Below are 26,570 nucleotides of genomic sequence, written 5' to 3'. Positions count from 1 at the left end.
TCAATTTCCTTTCGCGGTTTCGTAAGATAGGCCGGCGAGCACGGCACGCAGTTCGGCTGCGGCCACAGCGGCGTCGCGCCGCGCCAGCAGGGCGGCCTCGCTCGCCTGCACCCGGGCGCTGGCACTGGCCAGCAGCTCCCAGGTGCTCTTGAGCATGCCGTTGTAGCGCTGCTGGGTTTCGTCTTGCAAGGCGCTGTGCAGGCGCAGCGCGTCTTGCGCCGAGCCCTCGGCCAGCGCGGTGGCGGTTTGCCAGGCGCTGTAGGCGCTGTGGACGTCGGCGCGTATCTGGCGCTCGAGCGCATCGGCCTCGGCGCGCACCTTGGCGGCTTTGTCCCAGGTGTGCGGCCAGAGCTGGCGCGCAGCCAGCTCGGGCAGTGCGGGCGGGGCACCAGTGCCGGGCTGCGGCGCGACGGCGACCGCCAGCGTGGCAGCGATGCGTTCGAGCTCGGCCGCTGACAGGCCGCGCTCCAGCATTTCGGCCTGGCGCTGCAGCAGCGGCCAGCGTGGGTGCGACTGCAGTGCCTGCGCTTCCAGCACAGCCAAGGGGGCGAAGGCGGGTGTGGCGCTCGCCACTGGCCATTCGTTGGGCAGCCGCTGCTCCAGTTGCGCCGGCGTGAGCCCACCGCCTGCCATGCGCCACAAGTTCAGCAAGGCCAGGTGCTGCTGGTGCTGCGCCACGCGCTGCTGCGCCTGCGCTTGGTTGAGCAGCAGTTGCTGTTGCAACAGGTTCATCTGCGGCCAATTGCCTACCCGCACCATGCGTGTCGCCAATTCGGCCCCGGCCTGCGCGGCTTGCAGCACCTGCGCCTGGTAGCGGGCGCTGCTGCCAGCCGCTACGGCGCGCAGCCAGGCCCGCTCCACCTGCAAGGCCAGATCGGCCTGCTCCAGCCGCAGCGCGGCGCGTTCGAGCGCATTTTGGCCCGGCCGCGCCAGCAGATCGGGGCGCGCGCGCTGTGCCGCCATCAGAGCATCAGACAGGCGCAAGTGCTGGGCGGCGGCGGGTTGCGGCGCGGCGCTGGCGTGCGGCTGCTGCTGGGCCTCCCACTGCACGATGTCGGCGTGGCCGCGGGGGAAAGCGCCGACCAGCTCGTTGGCCGCGCGCCACTGCTGCTCCGGCTCGGGATTGGCCCAGGCAGGGCCAGACCAAGCGGCCGCCAGCAGCGCCGCACCCAACAGGGGATGCCAAAAGGCTTTCGGCCCGCCGCGCTGCACACGCCGCACGCGCTGCACTGGGGCCCAAAAAGTAAAAAACATGGAAAACTCTCCGATCAAGAACCAAGAAACGCCGCGCCGCTGCCGAAGCAAGAACCAAGCGGGCGCACTGCGGGTGTCGAGATCAGAGAATGGGCGGTTTGAGCTCGGGTTGCGGCGTGGCCTGCACGATCACGGTGCGCGCGGGCACCGGTGTGCCTAGGGGCAAGGCGGGCGGCAAGGCCCCTAACCGCAGCGGCACCGCCAGTGCCTGGTGGCAAATCCCGCACAAAAGACACAGGCCATGCGCGCCCGCTTCAGAGTGCCCGGGGCAGGCGGGGTCGGCGGCCTGAGCTGCCCCAAGCGCCGCCCCATGCGGTACGCCGTGGTTGGGGACGTGAGCGAGGTCGTGAGTGGCGGCGGGAGTGCTGGCGTGCGCAGCCTCGTGCAGCGCCAAGTCGGCGTGGCCACAGAGTGCTGCCGGGTTGATTGACGCCATCTGGGCTGGGCCATACGCAGCGGCAGGGACTGAATGCAAAACCGCCAGCGCCATGGCGTCGCCCGCCCACAACCGCCAAGGCAGCAGCAGCACGAACAAGATGATCAGCCAGCGACGCATCTTTCGATGTTAGCGCATTTGGGCACAGCGTGCAATCGCTGCGCCGCGCGGCACAATGGCCCCCATGCCCGATTCCGCCCCACCCACCCCCTTGCCGCAGCGCCTGCGCCGCCTCTGGCAGCCGCACAACGGGCTGTTCTGGCTGATGCTGCTGTTCAACGGCCTCTCGACCGGCATGGCTTGGTTTCTGCACCTGTCACCGCCCGCTGGTTGGTTGCTGCTGGTCTTTACCCTGCTGGCGCTGGCCAATGCGGCTGCGGGCATGCTGCTGCTGTGGCTGCTGTGGCGCAGCACCTAGGGAGGGTGCTGGCTGGCGCGTGCCCGGGTTTACACTAGTGCCACCCGCACAAAGCCGCTTGCCTTTGTCAACCCTCCCATGAACGCCGTTTTCCCACCCCCCACCGTGCCGTTGGAGCAGCTCGATGCCACCTTGGCGCGCCAGGGCTTTGCCCTGCTCGATGCGGCTGCGGTGCAGCGCTGGCTTGGGCTCGAGGCGCAGGCGCTGGCGGCCCTGCAACCGAGCTGGGAGCGGCTCTGCCCCGACCACTATCTGCGCGATGGCGGGCGCTACCGCAAACGGCGCCACAGCTGCTTCGTGGTCGAGGGCGCGCAGGTGCGCCAGGTGCCGCACCGGGTGCACTGGCAGCCGCTGCAGTACAACGCGCTGCACGGCGGCATGCAGCGCTGGTTCGAGCCGATCGAGCCCGAGGTCGTGGCCCAACCCGCTTGGCAGCGCCTGCTACAGCAGACCGCGGCGGCGGCTTCGGCGCTCAAGGGCGCGCAGCCGTGGTACGTGGAAGCGCACCAGTTTCGCATCGACACCACCGACGGCATCGGCCGCCCCACGCCCGAGGGCGCGCACCGCGACGGCATGGAGCTGGTGGCCGTCTATCTGCTCGCTCGCCAAGGCATCAAGGGCGGCGAGAGCCGGGTGTTCGAGGCCGATGGCCCGCACGGCCAGCGCTTCACCCTGACCGAGCCTTGGTCGCTGCTGCTGCTCGACGACGAGCGCGTGATCCACGAATCGACCCCGATCCAGCCGCTGGTGCTGGGTGAGCTGGGCTGGCGCGACACGCTGGTGCTGACGTGCCGCTCGGGCGGCTTTCAGGGCGATTGAGCGGCGATTGAGCCGCCGCGCTGGCCTTAAGATCTGGTCTTGGGCGCAGCAGTGGCCCAAGCCATTTACAACCATACCCCCCAGGAGCCCAAACCCATGAGCAACCGAGAAGTCGTCGTCGTCAGCGCTGCGCGCACCGCCATCGGCACCTTTGGCGGCAGCCTCAAAGACACCCCCACCACCGAACTCGGCGCCCTGGTGGTGCGCGAGGTGCTGGCGCGCGCTGCCGTGCCCGGTGCCGACGTGGGCCACGTGGTCTTTGGCCACGTCGTCAACACCGAGCCGCGCGATCTGTACCTATCGCGCGTGGCTGCGCTCGACGGCGGCTGCCCAGACACCACCGTGGCCATGAACGTGAACCGCCTGTGCGGCTCGGGGCTGCAGGCCATCGTCAGCGCCAGCCAAGCGATCTTGCTGGGTGATTGCGACGTCGCCATCGGCGCCGGGGCCGAGAACATGAGCCGCGCGCCCTACCTCAGCCTGGTGTCGCGCTTTGGCGCGCGCATGGGCGACGCCACACTGGTGGACATGATGGTGGGCGCGCTGCACGACCCCTTCCACAAAATCCACATGGGCGTGACGGCCGAAAACGTGGCGGCGCAGTTTGGCATCAGCCGCGCCATGCAAGACGCACTGGCGGTCGAGAGCCACAACCGCGCCGAGCGCGCCAGTGCCGAGGGCCGCTTCAAATCGCAGATCGTGCCGGTGCTGCTCAAGGGCCGCAAGGGCGAGGTCGCGTTCGACACCGACGAGCACTTTCGCCCCGGCTGCACGCTGGCCGACATGGCCAAGCTCAAGCCGGTGTTCGTCAAAGAAAACGGCAGCGTCACGGCGGGCAATGCCTCGGGCATCAACGACGCCGCCGCCGCCGTGCTGCTGATGGAAGCTGGCGCGGCGCGCGCGCGTGGCCTAGCCCCCATGGCGCGGTTGGTGGGCTACGCGCACACCGGGCTCGAGCCCAAGATCATGGGCGTGGGCCCGATTTCGGCCACACGCAAAGTGCTCGAGCGCACCGGTCTGACGATTGCCGACCTCGACGTGATCGAAGCCAACGAAGCCTTCGCCGCCCAAGCCTGCGCCGTGACGCAAGAGCTGGGCCTGGACCCGGCCAAGGTCAACCCCAACGGCTCGGGCATCTCGCTTGGGCACCCGATCGGGGCCACCGGCGCCATCATCACCGTCAAGGCGCTGTACGAGCTGCAGCGCACCGGCGGCCGCTACGCGCTGGTGACGATGTGCATCGGCGGCGGGCAGGGGATTGCGGCGATTTTTGAGCGCCTTTGACCGCCCTGGGGCGGCCTAGGGCGGGCCGGGCGGGGGCGCGAGTTCACAGATTTGTCATATGGCTTGCGTAGAGTGCGGCGATTCAAACCCAAACCGCCCTACCCAATGCCCAAAACCCCCACCCCCTTCGCCCTAGCCCGCTTGACTGCGGCGGCTGCCCTAGCCATTGTGGCGCTGGCCGGCTGCCAGAATGCCCGACGCCATGGCCGCCTACAGCGTGGGCGGGCGCACCCTGCTGGTCACGGCCAACGAGGGCGACGCGCGCGACTGGCCCGGCTTCAACGAAGAGGTGCGCGTGCGCGCCCACTGCCCCCAAGGTCTGGATCCGGCCGTCTTTCCCAATGCGGCCGCGCTGATCATGGATTCGGGCTTGGGCCGACTGCTCGTCACCAACACCCCCAACGCCGGTCAAACTGGGCGCAACGCCGCCGGCCAGTGCACCGAGCTGTTCAGCTTTGGCGCGCGCTCGTTCTCGATCTGGGACGCCAGCAACCTGCAGCAGGTCTATGACTCGGGCGACGAACTGGAGCAACGCACCCGTGCCCTGCCCAAGGTCGCCTTCAACGCCAGCCACAACAACAACACGCTCGACGCCCGCAGCCCGAGCAAAGGCCCAGAACCCGAGGCGGTGGTGGTGGCCCAGTTTGGCAACCGGCACTTCGCCTTCATCGGGCTCGAGCGCGTCGGCGGCGTGATGGTCTATGAAGTCACCAACCCGGCCGAGGCGCGCTTCGTGACCTACTTCAACGGCACGCGCAACGGCGTCACCGGCGACCGCGGCCCCGAGGGCCTGACCTTCATCCCGGCGGTGCAATCGCCCAACGGCCGGCCCCTGCTGGTGGTGGCCAATGAAATCAGCGGCACCACGCGCATACTGCAAATCAACTTGGGGTTTTAAGCGGTTCAACGGCCGATCGGCCCAATGGTTGTTGATGGGCTGGTGGACTGGTGTGCTGATCCTCTAGGCCCTGCAGGGGCGGGGCGCTGTGCGGCCTAGGCGCGTGCGCTGGCTGCAGGCTGGAGTGGCGCAGCGCATAATCGCTGCGCATGTGGATCGACAGCCATTGCCACCTCGACGCCCCCGATTGGACGGATGAGCAGCGCTTGGCGCTGCGCCGGCAGGCGCGTGCCGCCGGGGTGGAGGTCTGCGTCTATCCGGCGGTGGAGCGCGCCAACTGGGCGCGTGTGCGCGAACTGGCGCACACCACCGGCGACGCCTACGCGCTGGGCATCCACCCGCTTTATGTGATGCAGGCCGACGACGCCGACCTCGAGGCGCTGGCGCTCGAGTTGCAACGCTGCCACGACGACCCGCAGCTGGTGGCGGTGGGTGAGATTGGGCTCGATTTTTTTGTTCCCGCCCTGTGCGCGCCGGCTGCGCGCCAGCGCCAGTGGCACTTCTACACCGCCCAACTGGAGCTGGCGCAGCGCTTTGGGCTGCCCGTGATCTTGCACGTGCGGCGTTCGGCGGACGAGTTGCTGCGCGGCTTGCGCCAGCGCGATCGGGGCGGGCCGGGTGCGGCCACGGCAGGCCCGGCAACGCGCTCGGCCACACGCCTAGCAACCAGCCCGGCCAGCGCGCGCGGTGGCATCGCCCACGCCTTCAGCGGCAGCTTACAGCAGGCGCAGGCCTTCATCGAACTCGGATTTGCCCTGGGCTTTGGCGGTGCCTGCACCTTCGAGGCGGCGCGGCGCCTGCGCCGGCTGGCCAGCGATCTGCCCGCCGAGGCGCTGGTGCTGGAGACCGACGCCCCCGACATGCCGCCCCAGTGGCTCTATACCCCGGCCGCGGCGCGCGCCAGCGGCGCCAGCCAAGCGCCCAACACCCCGACCGAGCTGGCGCGCATCGGTGCCACGCTGGCGGCGTTGCGCGGCTTGGACTGCGCCGCACTAGCCGCCCAGACCAGCGCCAACGTGCGGCGCGTGCTGCCGCGGCTGGCAGTGCTGCGGCCAAATTCGGGCCCAGCAGCGCTTGCATCCGCACCCACGCCCACGCCCACGCCCGCAATGGGCCAGTTGCCCCAGTCATCCACCAGCGCGGCGCCCGGCGTCGCACCCTGAGTGCCACCGCCGCGCTCCAAGCAAGCCTATGCCACTGCGCCCCACCGGTTTGTCCAAACTTAGCCGCCTGCAAAGCGGCTTGCTGCTGGCGCTGGCTGGGGCCGTGGCCTTCAGTGGCAAGGCCATCATCGTCAAGCTGGCGTATCGCTACGGCGTCGATCCGGTCACGCTGCTGATGTACCGCATGCTGTTTGCGCTGCCGCTGTTTCTGGCCATGATCTGGTGGGCCACCTACCGCAGCGCCAAGCCGGTGCAGCCGCTGCAGCGGCGCGACTGGTTGGCCATTTTTGGGCTGGGTTTTTGCGGCTACTACCTCGCCAGTTTTCTCGATTTTCTGGGCTTGCAGTACATCAGCGCCAGCCTCGGGCGGCTGATTCTGTACCTCAACCCCACGCTTGTGCTGCTGCTGGGCTGGCTCTTGTTTGCCCAACGCGTCACGCCGCGCCAGCTCGGGGCCATGGGCCTGAGCTATGCCGGCGTGCTGCTGGTGTTTGGGCACGAGTTGCGCTTCGACGGCTGGAGCACGGCACTGGGGGCGGCGCTGGTGTTTGGCAGCGCGCTCAGCTACGCCGTATATCTGGTCTATAGCGGCGCGCTGGTGCAGCGCATCGGTGCGTTGCGGCTGGTGGGCTGGGCCACCACTGTCGCCTGCATCCTGTGCATCGGCCAGTTTGTGCTGCTGCGCCCACTCGAAGCGGCGCTGGTGGCGCCCGAGGTGATCTGGCTCTCGCTGCTCAACGCCGTGCTCTGCACCGCGGCGCCGGTGGTGCTGGTGATGCTGGCGATCGAGCGCATCGGCGCCGGGCTCACGGCCCAAGTCGGGATGGTCGGCCCCATGGCCACGCTGCTCATGGGCGCGCTGATACTGGGCGAGCCCTTCAACGCTTGGATTTTGGCCGGCACCGCGCTGGTGCTGGCGGGCGTGCTGTGGGTGAGCCGGCCCAGCCGGTGAGGATAATCGGATCAAGCAAATCGCTCAATCCGGCCCGCTCGGGCCATTTTTGGAGTGCAAGACAATGGATTTGGGAATCGCGGGCCGCTGGGCCTTGGTGTGTGGGGCCAGCAAAGGGCTGGGTTGGGGTTGCGCGCAGGCGCTGGCGAGTGCGGGAGTGAATTTGGTGATCGCGGCGCGCGGGGCCGAGCGCTTGCAGCAGGTGGCTGCCGAGCTGCGCCAGCAAAGCGGGGTGACGGTGCTGCCGGTGGCGGCCGACGTGACCACGGCAGCCGGGCGCGAGACGCTGTTTGCGGTGCCCGGCGGGCCGGGGCGGGCCTTTGACATCGTGGTCAACAACGCCGCTGGCCCACCCACGGGCGACTTTCGTCACTGGGAGCGCGAGCAGTGGCTGCAGGCGCTGGAGGCCAATATGCTGAGCCCGATCGAGCTCATCAAGGCCACGGTGGACGGCATGGCCGAGCGCGGTTTTGGCCGCATCGTCAACATCACCTCCAGCGCCGTCAAGGCCCCGATCGACATCTTGGGCTTGAGCAATGGCGCCCGCAGTGGCCTGACCGGCTTCGTCGCCGGGCTGGCGCGCAGCGGCTTGGCGGCGCGCGGCGTGACCATCAACAACCTGCTGCCCGGCAAGTTCGACACCGAGCGCCTGGCCGCCACCCTGGCCGCCGGGGCCCAAAAGAGCGGGCAGCCGCTCGAGGCCGTGCGCGCGGCGCAACTGGCGCAGATACCGGCGCGCCGCTTTGGCAGCCCGCAAGAGTTCGGCGCCGTCTGCGCCTTCCTGTGCAGCACCCACGCCGGCTACCTCAACGGCCAAAACATTTTGCTCGACGGCGGGGCCTATCCGGGGGTGTACTAAAAAACTTCGGGCTGGTTGGCGGGGGCTGAGCTGGGCCTGGGTTCGTCAGTCACACGTTCCGATTCCTCACCCCGGCCCAGCCCAGCCCTGCCTTGGTGGCGCGAGGGCTCGCCAAAAAATCGTGGTCCTATTCCGATTTGGGGCGGGCCGGCCCCTCAACGCCGCAGCGACGAGACCGCGATGCCGGCCACGATGAGCGCGAAGGCGGCGACGTGGAAGGCTTGCGGGGGTTCGCGCAGCAGGGCGGCGGACATGAGCGCGGCCAGCAGCGGCGTCAGGTTGCTGAAGAACGCGGCCACGGTGGGGCCGGCGCGCTGCACCCCTTCGCCCCAGAAGCGGTAGGCGATCACGCCCGGCCCCAGGCCCACGAACACCAGCACCGCCAGCAGCGCCCAGCTCCAGTCGATCTGCGGCAAGGGGGTGCCGGTGGCCGCTGGCCACAAGACCCACTCGCCGGCGCTGAGCGCGGCCGACCAGAATAGGCCAAAAATGATCTGCGCCATCAAAAAGGCCGACCAATCGGCGCGGATCGGGGCCGGTTCGTCGCGCCGCGTGAGCAGCCAGCTGTAGAGCGCCCAGGTGCAGGTGGCCAGCAGCATCCAGGCGTCGCCCGGCACCAGTTGCAGCTCGAGTATGCGCTGCACTTGGCCTTGCGTGAGCACCACCAGCACCCCGAGCAGCGACAGCGCCGAGCCCAGCAGCGCCTGGCGCGTGATGGCGGCGCCAAAGAACAGGCGCCCAATGATCAGCATCCAGACCGGCATGCTGGCTGCCACCAGCGTGACATTGATCGGCGTCGAGGTGTGCAGCGCCAGGTATTGCAGCGAGTTGTAGCCGGCAATCGCCAGCAGCCCGAGCAGGGCAAAGCGGCGCCAGTGCTGCCACAAACCGCTGTGGCGGCGCAACACCCAAGCCGCCAGCGGCAGCAAAATGGCCAAAGCCACCAACCAGCGCAGGAAGTTGAAGGTCATGGGCGGAATCCAGTCCGCCGCCAGACGGCCCACGACGGCGTTGCCAGCCCACAGCAACGGGGCGATGGTGAGCATGGCGGCGGTGCCCAAGGTCAGGGGCGCAAAGGGTGTGGCAGACATCGCTGCGACTGTAACGCCTGCGCGCTCGCGGCCTTGGCAAGGGGTTTGCAGTGCCGGTTTTGGGCGCTGCTGATTTCGTGGCACCATTGGCGTTTTGGCCGCCAGCAATGCAAGCCTTTGGCTCCAGCCTTTGCGGTGCACACATTGCGCCGCTCGCTGGTGTGCCGGTATTGCCCCAACCCACTCATTTTCAGGAACCCCCCCCATGAGCACCACCCACAGCCGCGCCGTCGTGATCGAGCAAACCGGCGGCCCCGAGCAGATGCACCTGATCGAGGCCCCGGTGGGCGACCCCGGCCCGGGCGAGGTGCGCATCCGCCACCACGCCATCGGGCTCAACTACATCGACGTTTATCAGCGCAGCGGCCTGTACCCGCTGCCGCTGCCGCTGCCATTGCGCTTAGGCATGGAGGGCGCGGGCGTGATCGAGGCCGTGGGCGCGGGCGTGGAGCACCTGCAGGTCGGTGACCGCGCCGCCTACGCCAGCCAGCCGCCAGGCAGCTACTGCGACGCGCGCGTGCTGCCGGCCATGAACGTTTGCCGCCTGCCCGAGGACATCGGCTTTGAGCAGGGCGCGGCCATGATGCTCAAGGGCCTGACGGCCCAATACCTGCTGCGCCACTGCAAGCCGGTCGAGGGCTTGCAAGCGGGCGACTGGGTGCTGTTCCACGCGGCGGCGGGCGGCGTTGGGCTGATCGTTTGCCAGTGGGCGCGCGCGCTCGGCCTGCGCCTGATCGCCACTGCGGGCACGGACGAAAAATGCGCGCTGGCGCTGGCCAATGGGGCCGTGCACGCGATCAACTACCGGCACGAAAACGTGGCCGAACGCGTGCGCGCCCTGACTGCGGGCAGCGGCGTGAAGGTGGTCTATGACGGCGTGGGCAAAGACACCTGGGAGGGCTCGCTCGACAGCCTAGCGCCTTTTGGCCTGCTGGTGAGCTTTGGCAACGCCTCGGGCCCGGTGCCGGCCTTTGCCCCGGCGCTGCTGGCGGCCAAGGGCTCGGTCTATGTCACGCGCCAGACTCTGTTTCACCACATCACCAGCCGCGCGCGCACCCAAGCCATGGCCGACGAACTGTTTGCCGTGGTGGGCAGCGGGGCGGTGCAGATCCACGTCGAGCAGCGCTACCCGCTGGCGCAGGTGCAGCAGGCGCACCAAGCGCTGGAGGCGCGCCAGACCGTGGGCGCCACGGTGCTGTTGCCCTAAAGGCGGCGGCAGGGCGCCGTTGCGGGCGTCGTTGTGGGCGCCATTGTGGGCGCCGTTGTGGGCGTTTTTGGGGTCTTGAAATCGCCATCCGTCGCCGCTAGATTGTGCCTGTGGCCGCAAGGGTTTGCGGCCCAACAAGGGTCTCATCAACCGCAGTGTCTAGCAAAGGAGTGCACGCATCATGAACCACCTGATTCCACGGGGCAGCCTGTTCGACGACTTTTTCAAAGACATGGCCTCGCCCGGTTTTTTCATCAAACCGCTGCACGGCGACGCGCTGCCGCAGTCGATCAAGGTCGATGTGAGCGAAACGCCGGAGGCCTACCAGGTGCAGGCCGAAATCCCGGGTGTGGCGCGTGAAGACATTCACGTCAACATCGATGGCAGCATCGTGAGCCTGCGCGCCGAGGTCCGGCAGCAGGACCGCCAGACCTCAGACGATAAACTGCTGCGCAGCGAGCGCTACTACGGCTCGGTGGCGCGCAGCTTTCAGTTGCCGCTCGAGATCGACGAGGCCGAGGCCAAAGCCAAGTACGAGCACGGCGTGTTGACGCTCACGCTGCCCAAGAAGCGCGGCCGCAGCGGCCAGCGGCTGACGATCGAGTGAGGGCGTCGGGGCCGGCGCACCAACTCAGGCGCGCGAGCGCCGCACGCGCCGGATTTCGTCGATGATGATACCGCACGCGCCCAGCGTGATCGCCATGTCGGCCAAGTTGAAGGTGGGAAAGTGGCCGCCGTGAAACACCGGCTGCAGCCAGCGGAAGTGAAAGTCGAGCATGTCGATCACGTGGCCGTGCAGCAGCCGGTCGATCAGGTTGCCGATGGCCCCGCCCATGATGCAAGCGATCGAAAAAGCAAACAGGCGCTGGCTGTGGTGCTTGTGCAGCAGCCATACGATGAAGGCGCTGGCCGCCACCGCCACCGCGCTCAGAAACCAGCGCTGCCAGCCACCGGCGTCGGCCAACAGCGAAAAGGCCGCGCCCGGGTTGTGGTGCCGCGTGAGGTTGAAAAACGAGCTGATGCGCAGCGCTTCGCCGTGGTCGAAGGTGGCGACGATGAGCGTTTTCGTGAACTGGTCGGCCAGCACGATGGCGGCGGCCAGCGCGAGCCAGAGCCAGAGGCTGGTGGGGGATGATTTGGCCATGGGGCGCTTTGTATAAAAAGGTGCAGCCTCTTAGGCTACGTGGCGCACTTCGCCGCTGCCGTACAGGTTGCTGGTGCAGCGGCCACAGAGCTCGGGGTGCGCCGGGTCGTGGCCCACGTCGTCGCGGTAATGCCAGCAGCGCGCGCACTTGGGGGCGCTGGCTGGGCGCACCTGCACCGCCAGCTGCGCGCCCGGCTGCAGCTCGACGGCCGAGACGATGAACACAAATTTGAGCTCGTCGCCTAGGCTGCGCAGCAGCGCCAAGTCTTCGGCGTCGAGCGTGAGCCTCAGGTTGGCTTGCAGCGAGGAGCCTAGGCTGCCGCTGCTGCGCACATCCTCGATCGCCTTGTTGACCACCGTGCGCAGCTCGCGCAGGCGGCCCCACTTGGCCAGCAAGGCCTGGTTGGGGCTGGGCAGCGGCAGGTAGGTCTCGGTGTAGATCGACTCGGTGTGGCCGACCAATTTCCACGCCTCCTCAGCGGTGAAGCTCAAAAACGGCGCCATCCAGCGCAGCAGCGCGTGCGTGATCTGGTGCAGCGCGGTCTGGGCGCTGCGCCGTGCCAGGCTCTTGGGGGCGCTGGTGTAGAGGCGGTCTTTGAGCACGTCGAGGTAGAAGGCGCCCAGGTCTTCGGAGCAATAGACTTGCAGCTTGGCGACCACGGGGTGGAATTCGTACTCTTGGTAGTGCGCCAGCACCTCGGCCTGCAAGGCGGCCGCGCGGCTCAGGGCGTAGCGGTCGATCTCCAGCAGTTCGGACTCGGGCACGCCGTCGGTGGCGGGGTCGAAGTCGCTGATGTTGGCGAGCAAAAAGCGCAGCGTGTTGCGCATGCGCCGGTAGGCATCGACCACGCGCGCCAGAATTTTGTCGTCGATCGCCAGATCGCCCGAATAATCGGTGGCCGCCACCCACAGGCGGATGATCTCGGCCCCGAGCTTGGAGCTGATCTGCTGCGGCGCCACCACGTTGCCCACGCTCTTGCTCATCTTGCGGCCTTGGCCATCGACGGTGAAGCCGTGCGTGAGCAAGCCCTTGTACGGCGCGCGGCCGTACAGGGCGCAGGCGGTGAGCAGCGAGCTGTGGAACCAGCCGCGATGCTGGTCGTGGCCTTCGAGGTAGAGGTCGGCCTCGGGGCCGTGCTCGTGCCCGGCGCCGGCGTGGCTGCCCTTGAGCACGGTGGTGTGGGTGGTGCCCGAGTCGAACCAGACTTCCAGAATGTCGCTGCTCTTGCTGTAGTGCGCCGGGTCGGCGGCGTCGTCGATGCGCGCCAAAATCTCGGCCACGCTGAGCTGGCTCCAGGCCTCGATGCCGCCCGCTTCCACCACCTCGGCGGCTAGGTCGATGATCTCGAGCGTGCGCGGGTGCGGCTCGCCGCTGTCGAGGTGCAGCAAAAAGGGCAGCGGCACGCCCCAGGAGCGCTGGCGGCTGATGCACCAGTCGGGCCGGTTGGCGATCATGTCGCGCAGCCGGGTGCGGCCGTTTTCGGGGTAAAAGCGCGTTTGCTCGATGGCTTGCAGCGCCGACTGGCGCAGCGTCTGCTCGGCGGCGTCTTGCGTGAACACGCCGTTGCCCGCGTCCATGCGCACGAACCACTGCGCGGCGGCGCGGTAGATCACCGGCGTTTTGTGGCGCCAGCAGTGCGGGTAGCTGTGGCTGATGGTCTCGGTGCCAAACAGCCGGCCGTGCGCGCGCAGGGTGTCGATGATCACCGAGCAGGCCTTCCAGATGTTGAGGCCGCCAAACAGGGGCAGCGCCTCGTCGTACTGGCCGTTGCCCTGCACCGGGTTGAGGATTTCGTCCAGCTTCAGGCCGTGGGCGACGCAGGAGTTGAAGTCTTCCACGCCATAGGCCGGGGCCGAGTGCACGATGCCGGTGCCGTCTTGGGCGGTGGCGTAGTCAGCCAGATAAATGGGGCTTGAGCGCTCGTAACCGGGGTGCACGTGCGCCAGCGGGTGCTGGAAATTGATCAGCTCCAGCGCCCGGCCGGGGGCGGTGGCGAGCACGCTGCCTTGCAACTGAAAGCGCACCAGGCATTTTTCCACCAGCGATTCGGCCAGCACCAGCAAGCCGCGCGGCGTGTGCACCAGCGCGTAGATCAGCTCGGGGTTGAGGTTCAGGGCCTGGTTGGCCGGAATGGTCCAAGCGGTGGTGGTCCAGATCACGGCGTACATGGGCTGGCGCGCAAGCTCGGCGGTATCCACGTGCGGCAGGCCGCTGTGGCCAAAGAAGGCGTGCAGCAGTTTGGCCGGTTCGGCGCACAAAAAGCCCACGTCCAGGCTCTGGCTTTGCTTGTCTTGGTACTCGATCTCGAACTCGGCCAGCGACGAACCGCAGTCAAAGCACCAATAGACGGGCTTGAGGCCACGGTAGACGAAGCCGCGCTCCATCACGCGCTTGAAGGCACGGATCTCGTGGGCTTCGGTGGCGAAGTCCATGGTTTTGTAGGGCTGGTTCCACTGGCCCAGCACGCCCAAGCGCTGGAAGTCGGCCATCTGCTGCGCGATCTGCTCGGTGGCGAAGGCGCGTGCCTTGGTCTGCATCTGATCGCGCGACAGCTTGCGGCCGTGCAGCTTTTCGATCGCGTTTTCGATCGGCAGGCCGTGGCAGTCCCAGCCGGGGATGTACTGCGCGTCAAAGCCGGCCAACTGGCGCGCCTTGACGATCATGTCTTTGAGCACCTTGTTGACCGCGTGCCCGATGTGGATCTGGCCGTTGGCGTAGGGCGGGCCGTCGTGCAAGATGAACTTGGGCGCACCCACGCGCGCGGCGCGCAGGCGCTGGTACAGGCCGTGCTCGTTCCACTCTTGCACCCAGCCCGGTTCGCGCTGCGGCAGGTTGCCGCGCATGGGAAAGGGCGTGTCGGGCAGGTTCAGCGTGGCGCTGTAGTCGGTCGGGGTGGCGTCTGGCATGGCAATGGCGGTAGGGGGTGCGGTGAGCGGGCCGGCTGACAGAGAGGGTGCCGCGCCCGCCCCAAGGGGCGCGCTCAGGTGGGGGCTGCAGACCGGGCGGCAAACCAGGCGCGGGCGTCGGCGCAGTCTTGTGCGATGCCGCGTGTGAGGGCCTCGAGGCCATCGTAGCGCAGCTCGTCGTGCAGTTTGTGCAGCAGTTCGACGCGAATGATTTTACCGTAGGCCTCACCCGGCGTGGTGGCGCCGCGCAGGGCCTGCTGCACGCGCTCGGGCCAGGCCAGGCAGTGGGTCTCGAGCAGCACCCGGCCGCCGTTGGCGTCGTCGGGGTCGAGCGAGGGCCGCACCCCGAGGTTGGCCACGCCGGGCAGCGGCGGTGCCGCCGGGTCTGGGTCCAGCCCGTGCACTTGCACCACGAAAATGCCGCTGGCGGCGGGCTTCCAGTGGTCAAAGCGCAGGTTCAGGGTGCGAAAGCCGTCGTCGGCCCCGCTGGCCGACGCGCCCAGCGCGCGCCCAAGCTTGCGCCCATGCACCACGTGGCCGCTGATGGCGTAGGGCCGGCCCAGCAGGGCGGCCACATCGGTCATGCGGCCAGCGGCCAGCGCCTCGCGCACCTCGGAGCTGGAGACGCGCAGACCGTGCACCTCGTAGCTCATCATGCGCGCCACGTCGAAGCCCTGGGCGCTGCCTGCGGCATCGAGCAGCGCGTAGTCGCCGCGGCGCTGGGCGCCAAAGCGGAAATCGTCGCCCACCAGCACGTAGCGCGCGCCCAGCGCCCCGATCAGCACCTGGTCGATGAAGGCCTGCGCCGGCAGCGTCGCCAAGCGCTCGTCAAAGGGCAGGATCACGCACCGCTCCACGCCGCAGCGGCGCAGCTCGTGCAGCTTGTCGCGCAAGGTGGCGATGCGCGCCGGGGCCAGATCGGGCTGGCGGTATTTTTGCGCGAAATAGTCGCGCGGGTGCGGCTCGAAAGTGAGGGCGCAACTGGGCAGGCCGCGGTGGCGCGCCTCATTGCCCAGCAGCGCCAGCATGGCTTGGTGGCCACGGTGCACGCCGTCGAAGTTGCCAATGGTGAGCGCGCAGCCCCCTTGGGAGCGGGTCTGGCGCAGCAGGTTGGCCATGCCTTGGATGATTTTCATGCGTAAAGGGTAAAGATTTGGGCCGGGTGTCGCCGAACCGCAACCAAAGCGCGCTATATTGACACAAACCCACATGGGTTTCGCCTCTGCCCGCCGCTGCCTTGGCTAGGTTGCCGGTGGGCCGGGTTTCTGTGGTGGTTCGGGTGGCTGCGCGGCGCGTGGCGGCCAAGGCCAAAGCACGCGGAGGCAAGGTTTGGTGAAGGTCTTGAAATTGTCGGCACAGGGCGTGCCGCAGTCGTGGATCAGCCTAGAGCAGGCCGTGCTGCACTACGCAGCCGGCGAGGTGCGCTGGGAGGCGGGCCTGCGCGTGGCGCGGTTTCGGGGCGGTATCAACGCCGCCAGCGGGCTGCAGTCGGTGATCGAGGTCAACTCCATCATCGGCACGGTCGGCGTGCCCAACATCAACCCCTTCGAGCTCAAGCCCAGCCTGAACAACGAAAAACTGTTCGCCCGCGACCGCAGCCTGTGCGCCTACTGTGGCGACTCGTTCCCCGAATCGTTTCTCACGCGCGAGCACATCCGGCCGCTGGCCCAAAAAGGCGGCGACCAATGGATGAACGTGGTCACGGCCTGCCGCAGCTGCAACCACCGCAAGGGCAACCGCACGCCCGAACAAGCGCGCATGCCGCTGCTCTACACCCCCTACGTGCCCAGCTTGTGGGAGGACTTTATTTTGCGCAACCGCCGCATCTTGGCCGACCAGATGGAGTTTCTGGCCGCGCGCCTGCCACGCCACTCGCGGCTGCACGCCTGAGCACGGTGCAGCGCGAATTGGCCGGCCCGCAACCGCGCACCGATCCTATTGATCGATTAGACAAAACCAATCCCCGCACCCGATAGCCTCGGCCTACACTGTACGCACCTGTCCACCCCCCCCGTCCACTTTTTCAACCAGGAGATGAGACCATGACGACCGAATCCAAATGCCCTTTCCACGGTGCGCCCACCGCCCCGGCGGTGGCGGGCGTGCGCTCGAACCGCGACTGGTGGCCCGAGCAGCTCAATCTGCGCATCCTGCACCAGCACGGCTGCAAATCGAACCCGATGGGCAAAGACTTTGATTACAAAAAAGCCTTCGCCGAACTCGACCTCGACGCTGTGGTGCAAGACCTCAAGGCGCTGATGACCGACTCGCAAGACTGGTGGCCGGCCGACTACGGCCACTACGGCCCCTTCTTTATCCGCATGGCCTGGCACGCCGCCGGCACCTACCGCATCCACGACGGCCGCGGCGGTGCCGGCCACGGCGCGCAGCGTTTTGCCCCCGAGAACAGCTGGCCCGACAACGGCAACCTCGACAAGGCGCGGCGCCTGCTGTGGCCGATCAAGCAAAAGTACGGCAAGCACCTGTCGTGGGCCGATTTGCTCATCCTCACCGGCAACGTGGCGCTGGAGTCGATGGGCTTCAAGACCTTTGGCTTTGCCGGTGGCCGCCCCGACATCTGGGAGCCGCAGGACGACATCTGGTGGGGCCCCGAAACCGAGTGGCTGGGCGACAAGCGCTACAGCGGCGAGCGCGATCTGGCCAAACCGCTGGGCGCGGTGCAGATGGGCCTGATTTACGTCAACCCGCAGGGCCCCAACGGCGTGCCCGATGCGCTGGCCTCGGCGCGCGACATCCGCGAGACCTTCGCGCGCATGGCCATGAACGACGAGGAAACCGTGGCCTTGGTGGCCGGTGGCCACACCTTTGGCAAGGCGCACGGGGCCGGGCTGGAGTCGCACGTGGGGCGCGAGCCCGAAGGCGCGCCGATCGAGCAACAGGGTTTGGGCTGGGCCAACAGCCTGGGCACGGGCAAGGGCGGCGACACCATCACCAGCGGCATCGAAGGCGCTTGGACCCCGACCCCGACGCAGTGGGACCACAGCTACTTCGAGATGCTGTTTGGCTACGACTGGAATCTGGTCAAGAGCCCGGCCGGCGCCTGGCAGTGGGAGCCGGTCAACGTGGCCGACAAAGACCTGGCCCCGGCCGCGCACGATCCATCCAAGCGCGTCAAGACCATGATGACCACCGCCGACTTGGCGCTGCGCTTCGACCCGGCCTACAACAAAATCGCGCGCCGCTTTCAGCAAAACCCGGCCGAGTTCGCCGACGCCTTTGCCCGCGCCTGGTTCAAGCTCACGCACCGCGACATGGGGCCGCGCGCGCGCTACCAGGGCAAGCTGGTGCCGCCCGAGGTGCTGATCTGGCAAGACCCGCTGCCGGCCGCCACGCAGCCGCTGATCGACGCCGCCGACGTGGCGGCGCTCAAAGCCCAGGTACTGGCATCAAACCTGAGCGTGGCGCAACTGGTGGCCACGGCCTGGGGCGCGGCGAGCACCTTCCGCGGTTCCGACAAACGCGGAGGCGCCAACGGCGCGCGCATCCGGCTGGCGCCGCAAAAAGACTGGGCCGCCAACGACCCGGTGCAGCTCGCCAGCGTGCTGGCCCAACTCGAAGCCATCCAGCAGCGCTTCAACGCCAGTTCGGGCAAAAAAGTCTCGCTGGCCGATTTGATCGTGCTCGCTGGCGGCGCAGCGGTGGAGGCAGCGGCCAAGGCTGCGGGCCATGCCATTGAGGTGCCGTTTCACCCCGGGCGCACCGACGCGCTGCCCGAGCAAACCGATGTGGCCTCGTTTGCCGTGCTCGAGCCGCGCGCCGACGGCTTGCGCAACTACGCTGCTCCCGGCTGCGAAGCCCACGCCGCCGAGCTGCTGATTGACCGCGCGCAGCTGCTGACCCTTACCGCGCCCGAACTCACGGTGCTGGTGGGTGGCCTGCGCGTGCTCGGGGCCAACAGCGGCGGCAGCCGCCACGGCGTGTTCACGCAGCGCCCCGGCGTGCTCTCGACCGACTTCTACACCCAGTTGCTCGACATGGGCACGGTGTGGGCGCGTTCGGCCGCCAATCCGCACGTGCTCGAGGGCCGCTGCCGCAAGAGCGGCGCCCTGAAGTGGACCGCGACCGTGGCCGATCTGGTGTTTGGCTCCAACTCGCAACTGCGGGCCCTGGCCGAGGTCTATGCCGAGCGCGGCAACGAGCGCAAGTTCGTGCAGGACTTTGTCGCCGCTTGGGTCAAGGTGATGGAGCTGGACCGCTTCGACTTGCGTTGATACAGCGCACGGGCTCGGTGCGGTGGTGGCACCGGGTCCGCGCAAAGTGCTAGGATCTGCAACCGTTGTCAGCCACTTGGGTCGCTGGCAGCGGTTTTTTCTTTGGAGGCAACAATGGGCGAAGCTTTGGAGATGAGCGGCCTGCATCGCTGGCGTTTTTTTCGCAGTGGCGGCTTTGACCAAGTGCGCATCGAAACGTCGCAGGATTTGCGCAGCCTCGATCAGCTTGACCAAAAGCTGTGGGCCGTGCTCGCCTGCCCGACCAGTGGCCTCGAGTTCGACAGCCGCACGTTGCAGCGCATCGACACCGACGGCGACGGCAGCATCCGGGTGCCTGAGCTGCTGCACGCGGTGCGCTGGGTCTGTGAGCAGCTGCACAACCCACAGCTGCTGTTTCAACCCGGTGCCGACTTGCCGCTGGATGCGTTGCGCTCCGACACGGCAGCCGGGGCTTCCCTGTTTGCCGCCGCGCAGCAGGTGCTGCAGCGCCTGGGCAAAGCCACAGCCGAGCAGCTGTGCCTAGACGACCTGAGCGATCCGGCGCGCCTGTTTCCGCCCACACTGCCCAACGGTGACGGCGTGGTGCCGGCCGAGCTGGCCCCAGACGCCGCCTGCGCCGAGCTGATCGCGCACCTCATCGCCACCCAAGGCGCTCAGACCGACCGCAGCGGCCAGCCCGGGGCCACGCAAGCGGGCCTGACGGCCTTTTTGGAGCAGGCGCAGCAGGCGCTGGACTGGCACCTGAGCGCCCCGCACGGGCCGGGTACAGTGCCGCCAGAAGCGGCAACCAATGCGCCGCCGCTCTCGGGTTTACAGGAAGCGGCCGCCCTGCAAGCCTACGACGCCGTGCAGGCCAAGGTGGACGATTTTTTTACCCGCTGCCGGCTGCTCGACTTCGACCCCCGCGCCGAGGCGGCGCTCAACCCAGACGAGGCGCGCTACACCGAGATGGCCCCCCTCACCCTGCACGCAGCCAGCGCCGAACTGGCAGCCTTGCCGCTGGCTCGGGTGCAGCCGGGGGCCGCTCTGCCTCTGTGCGCAGGGGTCAACCCGGCGTGGCAGAGCCGCTTGGCCGCGCTGCGCGAGGTGGCGGTGCAACCGCTGCTGGGCGATTGCGAAGCGCTGACGTCCGCCCAGTGGGGCGATCTGGGAGCGCGCTTGGCCGACTGCCGCGCCTGGCTGGCGGCGCGCCCTGCCGGCACCTTGGCCGACTGGAGCCCGGCCGCGCTGCGCCAGTTGCTCGACAGCCCCGCGCCGGCTCGGCTGGCGGCCCTGATCGAACAAGACCGCAGCGCCGATGCCAGTGCCGCCGGCATCGAAGCGCTCGAGCTGCTGCTGCGGCTGCGCCGCGACCTCGTGCCGCTGCTGCGCAACTTCGTCAACCTGAGCGATTTTTACGGCCAGAAAGAGCCGGCCATCTTCCAAGCCGGCACGCTCTACATTGACCAGCGCAGCTGCACGCTGTGCCTGCGCGTGTCCGATCTGGAGCGCCACAGCGAATTGGCCCCGCTCTCGGGCGCCTACCTGCTCTACTGCGAATGCGTGCGCCCCGACGAGGAGCCAATCACCATCGTCGCTGCCCTCACCGGCGGCGACGCCGACGAGATGCTGGTGGCCGGGCGCAATGCGCTCTTTTACGACCGCCAAGGGCGCGACTGGAAGGCGCAGGTGCTGCGCGTGGTCGAGGCACCCATCAGCGTGCGGCAAGCGTTTTGGATGCCATACCGGCGTTTGGCCCGATTCATCAGCGCCCAGGCGCAGCGTCTGGCGGCGGCGCGCGAGCAAAACGTCGAGGCCCAATCGGCAGCCGGGGCGGCGGCAGCAGTGCCGGGTGCGGCCGCGCCGGTGTCCGCGCAGGCCTTCGACATCGCGCGCTTTGCGGGTATTTTTGCCGCCATCGGCTTGGCGCTGGGGGCGCTGGGCACGGCGCTGGCCGCGATCATGGGCGGTTTTTTGCGCCTGCCGCTGTGGCAGATGCCGCTGGTGCTGGTGGGTCTGCTGCTGCTGATTTCCGGCCCGGCGATGTTGTTGGCTTGGTTCAAGCTGCGCCAGCGCAACCTAGGCCCTTTGCTCGACGCCAACGGCTGGGCGGTCAACATCCGGGCGCGGCTCAACATCCCCTTCGGGGCGGCGCTCACCGGTGTGGCGCAGCTGCCTGCTGGGGCCGAGCGCAGCCTACAAGACCCCTATGCCGAACCCAAACGGCCTTGGTCCTGGTATGCTTTGACGGCCTTGCTGATGCTGATGCTGGTGCTGGCCCTGACTTGGCTGCTGCTGCGCTGAATTAGACAAACACCCCGGCGCTGGCGCCCATGCGCGCCGACACCTCGTCGAGGTGGTGCAGGGTGTCGCCCAAGGTGAGCTCGAGCTGCGTCAGCTTTTTGAAGCAGTGGCTCACGATGTACTCGTCGGTGACGCCGATGCCGCCGTGCAGCTGCACCGCTTGCTGGCCAACGAAGCGCATCGATTGCCCCAGCTGCACCTTGGCGCGCGCCAGCGCCTGGCGCCGTTCGGGGGCGGGCGCACCGAGCTTGAGGGTGGCGTAGTAGCTCATGCTGCGCGCCAGCTCGAGCTGCATTTTCATGTCGGCCACGCGGTGGCGCAGGGCCTGAAAGCTGGCGATGGGCACCCCGAACTGCTGGCGTGTGTTCAGGTATTCGAGCGTGAGTGCCAGCGTTTGCTCCATCACGCCCACGCCTTGGGCGCAAGCGGCGGCGATGCCGACGTCGGCGGCCCGCTCCAGCGCCGCCAAGCCATCGGCGCTGAGCAGCTGCGCCGGGCTGTGCGCAAAGCCGACTTCAGCGGCGCGGCTGCCGTCCTGGGTTTGGTAGGCTCGGGTTTGCACCCCGGCGGCGCTGCGTTGCACCAAAAACAGCGCCAGCCCCTGCGCGGTCTGGGCCGGCACCAGAAAAGCGTCGGCGCAGTCGCCGGCGGGTACCAGGCTCTTGGCGCCGTTGAGCAGCCAAATTTCGCCCTGTGGTTCGGCTTGCCCCGCGCTTTGGGCACTAGGCCGCCCCGCTTGCGAAGTAGCCGGCTGCGCGACCGCTTGGGTTGCCACGGCCCCCAGCCGGTGGCGCAAGCCCCGCTCCACGTGCGCCAGCACCAGCAGCGCCGCACCACTGGCCAGGCGCGGCAACCACTGCGCTTGCACGCTGGTGGGCGCAAAGGCCTGCAGCACCGAGGCGGCGACGAAGGTCTGCTCTAGGGGCTCGAGCACCAAGCCGCGCCCCAGCTCCTCTTGCACCAGCATGGCTTCCACCGCGCCCAGCCCCAGTCCCTCGTGGGCATCGGTCACGGTCAGGCCGCACAGGCCGAGTTCGGCCAGTTCGTTCCAAGCGGCACGATCAAAGCCGCCGGCGGCGGCAGCGGCGCGGCGGCGCTCGAAGGGGTAGGCTTTGTGCACCCAGCGCTGCACGGCCTCGCGCAGCTGCAGTTGCTCGTCGGAAAAATTGAAATCCATCACGGTCTCCAAAAAGGGGGCTTAGCCGAGCAGGGTTTGGGCCACGATGTTGCGTTGCACCTCGTTGCTGCCGCCGTAAATCGTGGTTTTGCGCAAGTTGAAGTAGGTGCCTGCCAGGGGCGCGTTGGCGCTCAGGCCGCCGGGGAAGTCGCCCTGCCAGCCGGCTTCCAGCGCTTCAAAGATGCAGGGCAGGGCAAAGGGGCCGGCGGCGAGCATCATCAGCTCGGCCAGGCGCTGCTGGATTTCGCTGCCACGGATTTTGAGCAAGCCGGCGATGTCGAGCGGGTTTTTGCCCGATTTTTCCGCCGACAGCACGCGCAGCACCAGCATTTCGAGCGCCACCACATCGACTTCAAGCAGCGCGACCTGATCCCGAAAGCGGCTGTCGTTCCACACCCCTTCGGCTTGGGCGATGCGCTTGAGGCGCTCGAGTTCGCGCTTGGCGCGGTTGACTTCAGCGATGTTGGTGCGCTCGTGGCTGAGCAGGTGCTTGGCGTAGTTCCAGCCCTTGTTTTCGGCCCCAATCAGGTTGCCGAGGGGCACCTGCACATCGTCGAAAAAGACCTCGTTGACTTCGTACTCGCCGTCGAGCAGACGCACCGGGCGCAGCGTGATGCCGGGCGATTTCATGTCGATCAGCAAAAAACTGATGCCGCTCTGGGGCTTGCCTTCGTGGCTGGTGCGCACCAGACAAAAAATCCAGTCGGCGTGCTGGCCCAGCGTGGTCCAGGCTTTCTGGCCGTTGACCAGGTAGTGGTCGCCCCGGTGCTCGGCTCGGGTTTTGAGGCTGGCCAGATCGGAGCCGGCGCCGGGTTCGCTGTAGCCTTGGCACCACCAGACCTCGCCGCTGGCGATGCCGGGCAGGAAGCGCTGCTGCTGCTCGGCGTTGCCGTAGGCCATGATCACCGGGGCCACCATCACCGGGCCGAAGGGGATGACGCGCGGGGCCCCGGCGAGGGCGCATTCTTCTTCGAACAGGTGTTTTTGCACCGCCGTCCAGCCCGGGCCGCCGAAGGCCTTGGGCCAGCCGCTGGCCAGCCAGCCCTTGCGCCCGAGGATGCGGGCCCAGCCTTGCAGGTCGTCGCGGCTCAGGCGCAGGGCGTGGTGCACCTTGTGCGCCAGTTCGGGCGGCAGGTGGGCGCGCACCCAGGCGCGGATTTCGGCTCTGAAAGCCTGTTCTTCGGGCGTAAAAGCCAAGTCCATGGGGCGGGTCTCCTGTGTGGCGTCGTGGTGCGATCACCGCTTTGTAGCACGCACCCTTTCACAGCGCTGTCCGGGCGGTGACAGCGGGTTCAGGCAGGGCCGAGTGGGGCCGGGCAGGGTAGGGCCGTACCACAAAAACTGGCCTAGGCTGCAGCAGCCAAAGGCCCTTGTGGGCCAACGCCTGCTCAGACCCCGGCCTGCTCCAGCCGCTGCTGCAAATCCTGCACCTGCTGCTCTAGGGCCTGCACGCGCTCGGCCAGCGCGGCCAGTTGGGTTGCCAGCTCCGTCCCCTTTCCAATTCCCAGCCCAGCGCCCCCCGCCTCGGCCAGCAACTCGGGTGCCGGTGCGCCACACAGCAGATGGGCCCAGCGCGGCTCGCGCGCACCGGGCTGGCGCGGCAGCAGCGCCACCAGCGGCCCGCCCTTTTGCGCCGGGCGCTGCTGCAGTTCCTCCAAAAAGGCCTCGACCGAAGCGATGTCGAGGAAGCGGTACCAGCGCTCGGCGTTCAGGCGCAGCTCGCCCGCGGTCTGCGGCCCGCGCAGCATCAGCAGCCCCAGCAGCACGGCGGCTTGCTCGGGCACGCCCACGGCGCGCTGGAAGTTGTGCTCAAAGCGCGGCACGCGCCCGCCGCTGCTCTCGAACACCAGGGTGCGCTGGCGCAGGCCGTCGAGCGCCAGCGCGATTTCGCTCTCGCTCAGGTTGAGCACCGGGTCGCGCGCCGATTTTTGGTTGCAGCCCAAGAGCAGGCTGTTGAGGGTCAGCGGGTAGCTGTCGGGCACGGTGCGCGCTTTCTCCATCAGGGTGGCGAGCACGCGCGCCTGCACCGCCGTCAGCGGCTCGAAGGCGGTGGGCGATGGGGTGTCGTGCTCGTTGGGGGCAACGCTGGGGTCCGCAGCAGGGTCGGGCAGGTTCATGGGAGTCATTACACTAGGCATCTGTATGGTTGCAACAAAGAACATTGTCGTACTGATTTCGGGCACCGGCTCGAATATGCAGGCCTTGGTGCGCGCGGCGCAGCAGCAGCACTGGGAGCAGCGCTTCGGGGCGCGCATCGCTGGTGTGCTCAGCAACCGGGCGCAGGCGGGCGGGCTGGCTTGGGCGCAAGCGCAGGGCTTGCCCACGGCGCTGCTCGAGCACGCACACTACCCCAGCCGCGCCGCCTTCGACGCCGCGCTGATGCAGGCCATCGACCGCTTCGACCCCCACGGCAGGCCGGCGCTGGTGCTGCTGGCGGGTTTCATGCGCATCTTGGGGCCAGACTTTGTGCAGCACTACGCCGGGCGCCTGCTCAACATCCACCCCTCGCTGCTGCCGGCGTTTCCGGGGCTGCACACGCACCAGCGCGCGCTCGATCTGGGTTGCCGCTTTGTCGGGGCCACGGTGCACCACGTCACCGCCGAGGTGGACAGCGGCCAGATTCTGGAGCAGGCGGTGCTGCCGGTGCTGCCCGACGACACCGCATCCACCCTGGCCGCCCGGCTGCTGACGCAAGAGCACCTGATCTACCCGCGCGCGGTCGAGCGCTGGTTGGCGGCAGCCGCCTAGAGCGCCTTGTGAAACACCAGCCCCGCGTGCTCGCGCATGGCGTGGAACTGGATTTTGGGCCAATTGGCCTCGACGGCGCGCAGCGTCGCTTGGTGGTCCACCAGCAGCGTCGGCGCATCGACCGCGTCCCAGGCCATGCGGTGCAGGTTGGCTTGCATGAATCGCTTGAGCTCGGCCTCGCCGCCGTCTTCGGGTGCGCAGGTGACCCAGCGCGCCACCTGGTAGGGGCTGGGGCTGATGCGTGCCTTGACGCCGTATTCGCTCTCGAGCCGGTGCTGCACCACCTCAAACTGCAACTGCCCCACGGCACCCAGCATCAGCACCGTGCCCGCCATCGGCCTAAAGACTTGGATCGCGCCTTCTTCGCCCAGCTGCGTCAGACCGGCCTTGAGCTGCTTGCCGCGCAGCGGGTCGGCCACTTCGACGCTGCGGATGATCTCGGGCGCAAAAAACGGCAGCCCGGTGAACTGCAGCGCCTCGCCTTCGGTGAGCGTGTCGCCCAGTTGCAGCACGCCGTGGTTGGGGATGCCGATGATGTCGCCGGCAAAGGCCTCGTCGAGCAGTTCGCGCCGTTGGCTCAGAAAGCTGACCACGGTGTTGGGGCGCAGCTCTTTGCCCGAGCGCACCACCTTGAGCTTCATGCCGCGCTCGAAATGCCCGCTGGCGCAGCGCACAAAGGCGATGCGGTCGCGGTGCGCCGGGTCCATATTGGCCTGGATTTTGAACACCACGCCGCTGAACTTGGGTTCGGTCGGCTGCACTGTGCGCTGCAAGGCCGGTTTGGGGCCCGGCGGCGGGGCCAGATCGACCAGCGCGTCGAGCACCTCGCGCACGCCAAAGTTGTTGATCGCCGAGCCAAACAGCATCGGCGTTTGCTGCCCGGCCAAAAAGGCGCTGGCCTCAAAAGCCGGGGCGGCGCCAGCCAGCAGCTCCATCTCCTCTTTGGCCTGCTGCCATTCCAAGCCAAAGCGCCGGGCGCTTTCCGGGTTGTCGAGGCCAGCGTGCACCTCTTCGTCGCCGCCCACGCGGTCGGCGCCGGCATCAAACACCCGCATCTGGTCCGAGCGTCGGTCGTAAACGCCATGAAACAGCTTGCCCATTCCCACCGGCCACGTAAAGGGCACCACCGTCATGCCGAGCTCGCGCTCGATCTCGTCCATCAGGTCCAGCGGCGCTTGCACTTCGCGGTCCATTTTGTTGACGAAGGTCAGGATGGGCGTATTGCGTGCGCGGCAGACCTGCAGCAGGCGTCGCGTCTGCGGCTCGACGCCATTGGCGGCGTCGATCACCATCAGCGCCGCATCCACGGCGGTGAGCACGCGGTAGGTGTCTTCGGAAAAGTCTTGGTGCCCGGGGGTGTCGAGCAGGTTGATGACGCAGTCGCGGTACTCCATCTGCATCACCGAGCTGGCCACCGAGATGCCGCGCTGCTTTTCGATCTCCATCCAGTCGGAGGTGGCGTGGCGCGCGGCCTTGCGCGCCTTGACCGAGCCGGCGATGTTGATCGCGCCCGAGAACAGCAGCAGCTTTTCGGTCAGGGTGGTCTTGCCGGCGTCGGGGTGGGAGATGATGGCAAAGGTGCGGCGGCGGCGCACCTCGAGGGCGAGATCGGGCATGGGGTGGGATTATCCGGGATTGGCTAGCGGAGTCTGAAACCCAATCCAGGCTCCGCTAGCGGGTTTGTGTCGCTTGGCCACT

Annotated in this window: 23 protein-coding genes and 1 pseudogene; 14 read left to right on the top strand and 10 right to left on the bottom strand. The window is 68.0% G+C overall.

Annotated features, from left to right (window positions below):
• The gene (locus ACVMK0_RS08600; RefSeq protein WP_476463542.1) at positions 1-1,254 is read right to left on the bottom strand and encodes a hypothetical protein; all 1,254 of its coding nucleotides are present in this window, start codon (positions 1,252-1,254) and stop codon (positions 1-3) included.
• Between the two features lie 82 nt (positions 1,255-1,336).
• Positions 1,337-1,810, bottom strand: coding sequence for a hypothetical protein (locus tag ACVMK0_RS08595; protein ID WP_476463541.1), 474 nt, complete (start codon positions 1,808-1,810; stop codon positions 1,337-1,339).
• A 64-nt stretch (positions 1,811-1,874) separates the two neighbouring features.
• Between ACVMK0_RS08595 and ACVMK0_RS08590 the strand changes: the two genes are divergently transcribed.
• From ACVMK0_RS08590 to ACVMK0_RS08555, 8 genes and pseudogenes are all read left to right on the top strand, one after another.
• The gene (locus tag ACVMK0_RS08590) at positions 1,875-2,108 is read left to right on the top strand and encodes a hypothetical protein (RefSeq protein WP_045537925.1); all 234 of its coding nucleotides are present in this window, start codon (positions 1,875-1,877) and stop codon (positions 2,106-2,108) included.
• Positions 2,109-2,186: 78 nt separating this feature from the next.
• The gene (locus ACVMK0_RS08585) at positions 2,187-2,927 is read left to right on the top strand and encodes a 2OG-Fe dioxygenase family protein (protein ID WP_476463540.1); all 741 of its coding nucleotides are present in this window, start codon (positions 2,187-2,189) and stop codon (positions 2,925-2,927) included.
• A 96-nt stretch (positions 2,928-3,023) separates the two neighbouring features.
• Complete coding sequence (bktB, locus tag ACVMK0_RS08580; RefSeq protein WP_476463539.1) at positions 3,024-4,211, top strand: beta-ketothiolase BktB; 1,188 nt, start codon at positions 3,024-3,026, stop codon at positions 4,209-4,211.
• Positions 4,212-4,316: 105 nt separating this feature from the next.
• A pseudogene (locus tag ACVMK0_RS08575) lies at positions 4,317-4,361 on the top strand (hypothetical protein); the annotation flags it as partial.
• Positions 4,362-4,401: 40 nt separating this feature from the next.
• On the top strand, positions 4,402-5,109 hold the full coding sequence (locus ACVMK0_RS08570; protein WP_052468477.1) for a choice-of-anchor I domain-containing protein: 708 nt from the start codon (positions 4,402-4,404) through the stop codon (positions 5,107-5,109).
• Between the two features lie 149 nt (positions 5,110-5,258).
• A complete protein-coding gene (locus ACVMK0_RS08565; RefSeq protein WP_476463538.1) occupies positions 5,259-6,272 on the top strand; it encodes a TatD family hydrolase in 1,014 nt (337 codons plus the stop codon).
• Positions 6,273-6,300: 28 nt separating this feature from the next.
• Positions 6,301-7,224 (top strand): DMT family transporter, encoded by a 924-nt coding sequence (locus tag ACVMK0_RS08560; RefSeq protein WP_045536374.1) that lies wholly within the window; start codon positions 6,301-6,303, stop codon positions 7,222-7,224.
• A gap of 64 nt (positions 7,225-7,288) precedes the next feature.
• A complete protein-coding gene (locus ACVMK0_RS08555) occupies positions 7,289-8,083 on the top strand; it encodes an SDR family oxidoreductase (RefSeq protein WP_476463537.1) in 795 nt (264 codons plus the stop codon).
• 155 nt (positions 8,084-8,238) lie between these two features.
• Here the strand turns inward: ACVMK0_RS08555 and ACVMK0_RS08550 are convergent, their stop codons facing one another.
• Complete coding sequence (locus ACVMK0_RS08550) at positions 8,239-9,174, bottom strand: DMT family transporter (protein ID WP_045536368.1); 936 nt, start codon at positions 9,172-9,174, stop codon at positions 8,239-8,241.
• Positions 9,175-9,379: 205 nt separating this feature from the next.
• Between ACVMK0_RS08550 and ACVMK0_RS08545 the strand changes: the two genes are divergently transcribed.
• Both ACVMK0_RS08545 and ACVMK0_RS08540 read left to right on the top strand, forming a co-directional pair.
• Complete coding sequence (locus ACVMK0_RS08545) at positions 9,380-10,381, top strand: quinone oxidoreductase family protein (protein WP_476463536.1); 1,002 nt, start codon at positions 9,380-9,382, stop codon at positions 10,379-10,381.
• A gap of 181 nt (positions 10,382-10,562) precedes the next feature.
• Positions 10,563-10,988 carry an Hsp20/alpha crystallin family protein gene (locus ACVMK0_RS08540; protein WP_045536364.1) on the top strand — a complete coding sequence of 142 codons (426 nt, stop codon included), beginning with the start codon at positions 10,563-10,565 and terminating at the stop codon, positions 10,986-10,988.
• 24 nt (positions 10,989-11,012) lie between these two features.
• On the opposite strand, the gene lspA is transcribed toward ACVMK0_RS08540, so the two are convergent.
• The 3 genes from lspA to ACVMK0_RS08525 form a co-directional block, all read right to left on the bottom strand.
• On the bottom strand, positions 11,013-11,525 hold the full coding sequence (gene lspA, locus ACVMK0_RS08535) for a signal peptidase II (protein WP_045536362.1): 513 nt from the start codon (positions 11,523-11,525) through the stop codon (positions 11,013-11,015).
• Between the two features lie 30 nt (positions 11,526-11,555).
• A complete protein-coding gene (ileS, locus tag ACVMK0_RS08530) occupies positions 11,556-14,432 on the bottom strand; it encodes an isoleucine--tRNA ligase (RefSeq protein ID WP_476463535.1) in 2,877 nt (958 codons plus the stop codon).
• Between the two features lie 74 nt (positions 14,433-14,506).
• Positions 14,507-15,568 (bottom strand): bifunctional riboflavin kinase/FAD synthetase, encoded by a 1,062-nt coding sequence (locus ACVMK0_RS08525; protein ID WP_476463534.1) that lies wholly within the window; start codon positions 15,566-15,568, stop codon positions 14,507-14,509.
• A 196-nt stretch (positions 15,569-15,764) separates the two neighbouring features.
• On the opposite strand from ACVMK0_RS08525, the gene ACVMK0_RS08520 reads away from it, so the two are divergent.
• The 3 genes from ACVMK0_RS08520 to ACVMK0_RS08510 all read left to right on the top strand — a co-directional run bounded on the left by ACVMK0_RS08520 (position 15,765) and on the right by ACVMK0_RS08510 (position 20,947).
• Positions 15,765-16,322 carry an HNH endonuclease gene (locus ACVMK0_RS08520; RefSeq protein WP_045537918.1) on the top strand — a complete coding sequence of 186 codons (558 nt, stop codon included), beginning with the start codon at positions 15,765-15,767 and terminating at the stop codon, positions 16,320-16,322.
• 152 nt (positions 16,323-16,474) lie between these two features.
• Entirely contained in the window at positions 16,475-18,664 is a 2,190-nt protein-coding gene (katG, locus tag ACVMK0_RS08515; RefSeq protein WP_476463533.1) for a catalase/peroxidase HPI, read from the top strand.
• 114 nt (positions 18,665-18,778) lie between these two features.
• On the top strand, positions 18,779-20,947 hold the full coding sequence (locus tag ACVMK0_RS08510) for a hypothetical protein (RefSeq protein ID WP_476463532.1): 2,169 nt from the start codon (positions 18,779-18,781) through the stop codon (positions 20,945-20,947).
• Between the two features lies 1 nt (position 20,948).
• Here the strand turns inward: ACVMK0_RS08510 and ACVMK0_RS08505 are convergent, their stop codons facing one another.
• The 3 genes from ACVMK0_RS08505 to ACVMK0_RS08495 all read right to left on the bottom strand — a co-directional run bounded on the left by ACVMK0_RS08505 (position 20,949) and on the right by ACVMK0_RS08495 (position 24,241).
• Positions 20,949-22,124 carry an acyl-CoA dehydrogenase family protein gene (locus ACVMK0_RS08505; protein WP_476463531.1) on the bottom strand — a complete coding sequence of 392 codons (1,176 nt, stop codon included), beginning with the start codon at positions 22,122-22,124 and terminating at the stop codon, positions 20,949-20,951.
• A gap of 21 nt (positions 22,125-22,145) precedes the next feature.
• Positions 22,146-23,327 (bottom strand): acyl-CoA dehydrogenase family protein, encoded by a 1,182-nt coding sequence (locus tag ACVMK0_RS08500; RefSeq protein ID WP_476463530.1) that lies wholly within the window; start codon positions 23,325-23,327, stop codon positions 22,146-22,148.
• Between the two features lie 185 nt (positions 23,328-23,512).
• The gene (locus tag ACVMK0_RS08495; RefSeq protein WP_082027325.1) at positions 23,513-24,241 is read right to left on the bottom strand and encodes a YceH family protein; all 729 of its coding nucleotides are present in this window, start codon (positions 24,239-24,241) and stop codon (positions 23,513-23,515) included.
• A 25-nt stretch (positions 24,242-24,266) separates the two neighbouring features.
• Between ACVMK0_RS08495 and purN the strand changes: the two genes are divergently transcribed.
• The gene (gene purN, locus ACVMK0_RS08490) at positions 24,267-24,872 is read left to right on the top strand and encodes a phosphoribosylglycinamide formyltransferase (protein WP_476463529.1); all 606 of its coding nucleotides are present in this window, start codon (positions 24,267-24,269) and stop codon (positions 24,870-24,872) included.
• Here the strand turns inward: purN and ACVMK0_RS08485 are convergent.
• Complete coding sequence (locus ACVMK0_RS08485; RefSeq protein WP_476463528.1) at positions 24,869-26,488, bottom strand: peptide chain release factor 3; 1,620 nt, start codon at positions 26,486-26,488, stop codon at positions 24,869-24,871. The genes purN and ACVMK0_RS08485 overlap by 4 nt on opposite strands.
• Positions 26,489-26,570: the final 82 nt, after the last annotated feature.

It is taken from the genome of Serpentinimonas sp. SSL01 (assembly GCF_056323735.1).
This window is presented reverse-complemented; position numbering and strand designations above follow the sequence as displayed.

Coding starts and splice junctions, on each gene's coding strand:
- ACVMK0_RS08600 (WP_476463542.1), bottom strand. CDS start 1,254: ATGTTTTTTACTTTTTGGGCCCCAGTGCAGCGCGTGCGGCGTGTGCAG.
- ACVMK0_RS08595 (WP_476463541.1), bottom strand. CDS start 1,810: ATGCGTCGCTGGCTGATCATCTTGTTCGTGCTGCTGCTGCCTTGGCGG.
- ACVMK0_RS08590 (WP_045537925.1), top strand. CDS start 1,875: ATGCCCGATTCCGCCCCACCCACCCCCTTGCCGCAGCGCCTGCGCCGC.
- ACVMK0_RS08585 (WP_476463540.1), top strand. CDS start 2,187: ATGAACGCCGTTTTCCCACCCCCCACCGTGCCGTTGGAGCAGCTCGAT.
- bktB (WP_476463539.1), top strand. CDS start 3,024: ATGAGCAACCGAGAAGTCGTCGTCGTCAGCGCTGCGCGCACCGCCATC.
- ACVMK0_RS08570 (WP_052468477.1), top strand. CDS start 4,402: ATGCCCGACGCCATGGCCGCCTACAGCGTGGGCGGGCGCACCCTGCTG.
- ACVMK0_RS08565 (WP_476463538.1), top strand. CDS start 5,259: ATGTGGATCGACAGCCATTGCCACCTCGACGCCCCCGATTGGACGGAT.
- ACVMK0_RS08560 (WP_045536374.1), top strand. CDS start 6,301: ATGCCACTGCGCCCCACCGGTTTGTCCAAACTTAGCCGCCTGCAAAGC.
- ACVMK0_RS08555 (WP_476463537.1), top strand. CDS start 7,289: ATGGATTTGGGAATCGCGGGCCGCTGGGCCTTGGTGTGTGGGGCCAGC.
- ACVMK0_RS08550 (WP_045536368.1), bottom strand. CDS start 9,174: ATGTCTGCCACACCCTTTGCGCCCCTGACCTTGGGCACCGCCGCCATG.
- ACVMK0_RS08545 (WP_476463536.1), top strand. CDS start 9,380: ATGAGCACCACCCACAGCCGCGCCGTCGTGATCGAGCAAACCGGCGGC.
- ACVMK0_RS08540 (WP_045536364.1), top strand. CDS start 10,563: ATGAACCACCTGATTCCACGGGGCAGCCTGTTCGACGACTTTTTCAAA.
- lspA (WP_045536362.1), bottom strand. CDS start 11,525: ATGGCCAAATCATCCCCCACCAGCCTCTGGCTCTGGCTCGCGCTGGCC.
- ileS (WP_476463535.1), bottom strand. CDS start 14,432: ATGCCAGACGCCACCCCGACCGACTACAGCGCCACGCTGAACCTGCCC.
- ACVMK0_RS08525 (WP_476463534.1), bottom strand. CDS start 15,568: ATGAAAATCATCCAAGGCATGGCCAACCTGCTGCGCCAGACCCGCTCC.
- katG (WP_476463533.1), top strand. CDS start 16,475: ATGACGACCGAATCCAAATGCCCTTTCCACGGTGCGCCCACCGCCCCG.
- ACVMK0_RS08510 (WP_476463532.1), top strand. CDS start 18,779: ATGGGCGAAGCTTTGGAGATGAGCGGCCTGCATCGCTGGCGTTTTTTT.
- ACVMK0_RS08505 (WP_476463531.1), bottom strand. CDS start 22,124: ATGGATTTCAATTTTTCCGACGAGCAACTGCAGCTGCGCGAGGCCGTG.
- ACVMK0_RS08500 (WP_476463530.1), bottom strand. CDS start 23,327: ATGGACTTGGCTTTTACGCCCGAAGAACAGGCTTTCAGAGCCGAAATC.
- ACVMK0_RS08495 (WP_082027325.1), bottom strand. CDS start 24,241: ATGAACCTGCCCGACCCTGCTGCGGACCCCAGCGTTGCCCCCAACGAG.
- purN (WP_476463529.1), top strand. CDS start 24,267: ATGGTTGCAACAAAGAACATTGTCGTACTGATTTCGGGCACCGGCTCG.
- ACVMK0_RS08485 (WP_476463528.1), bottom strand. CDS start 26,488: ATGCCCGATCTCGCCCTCGAGGTGCGCCGCCGCCGCACCTTTGCCATC.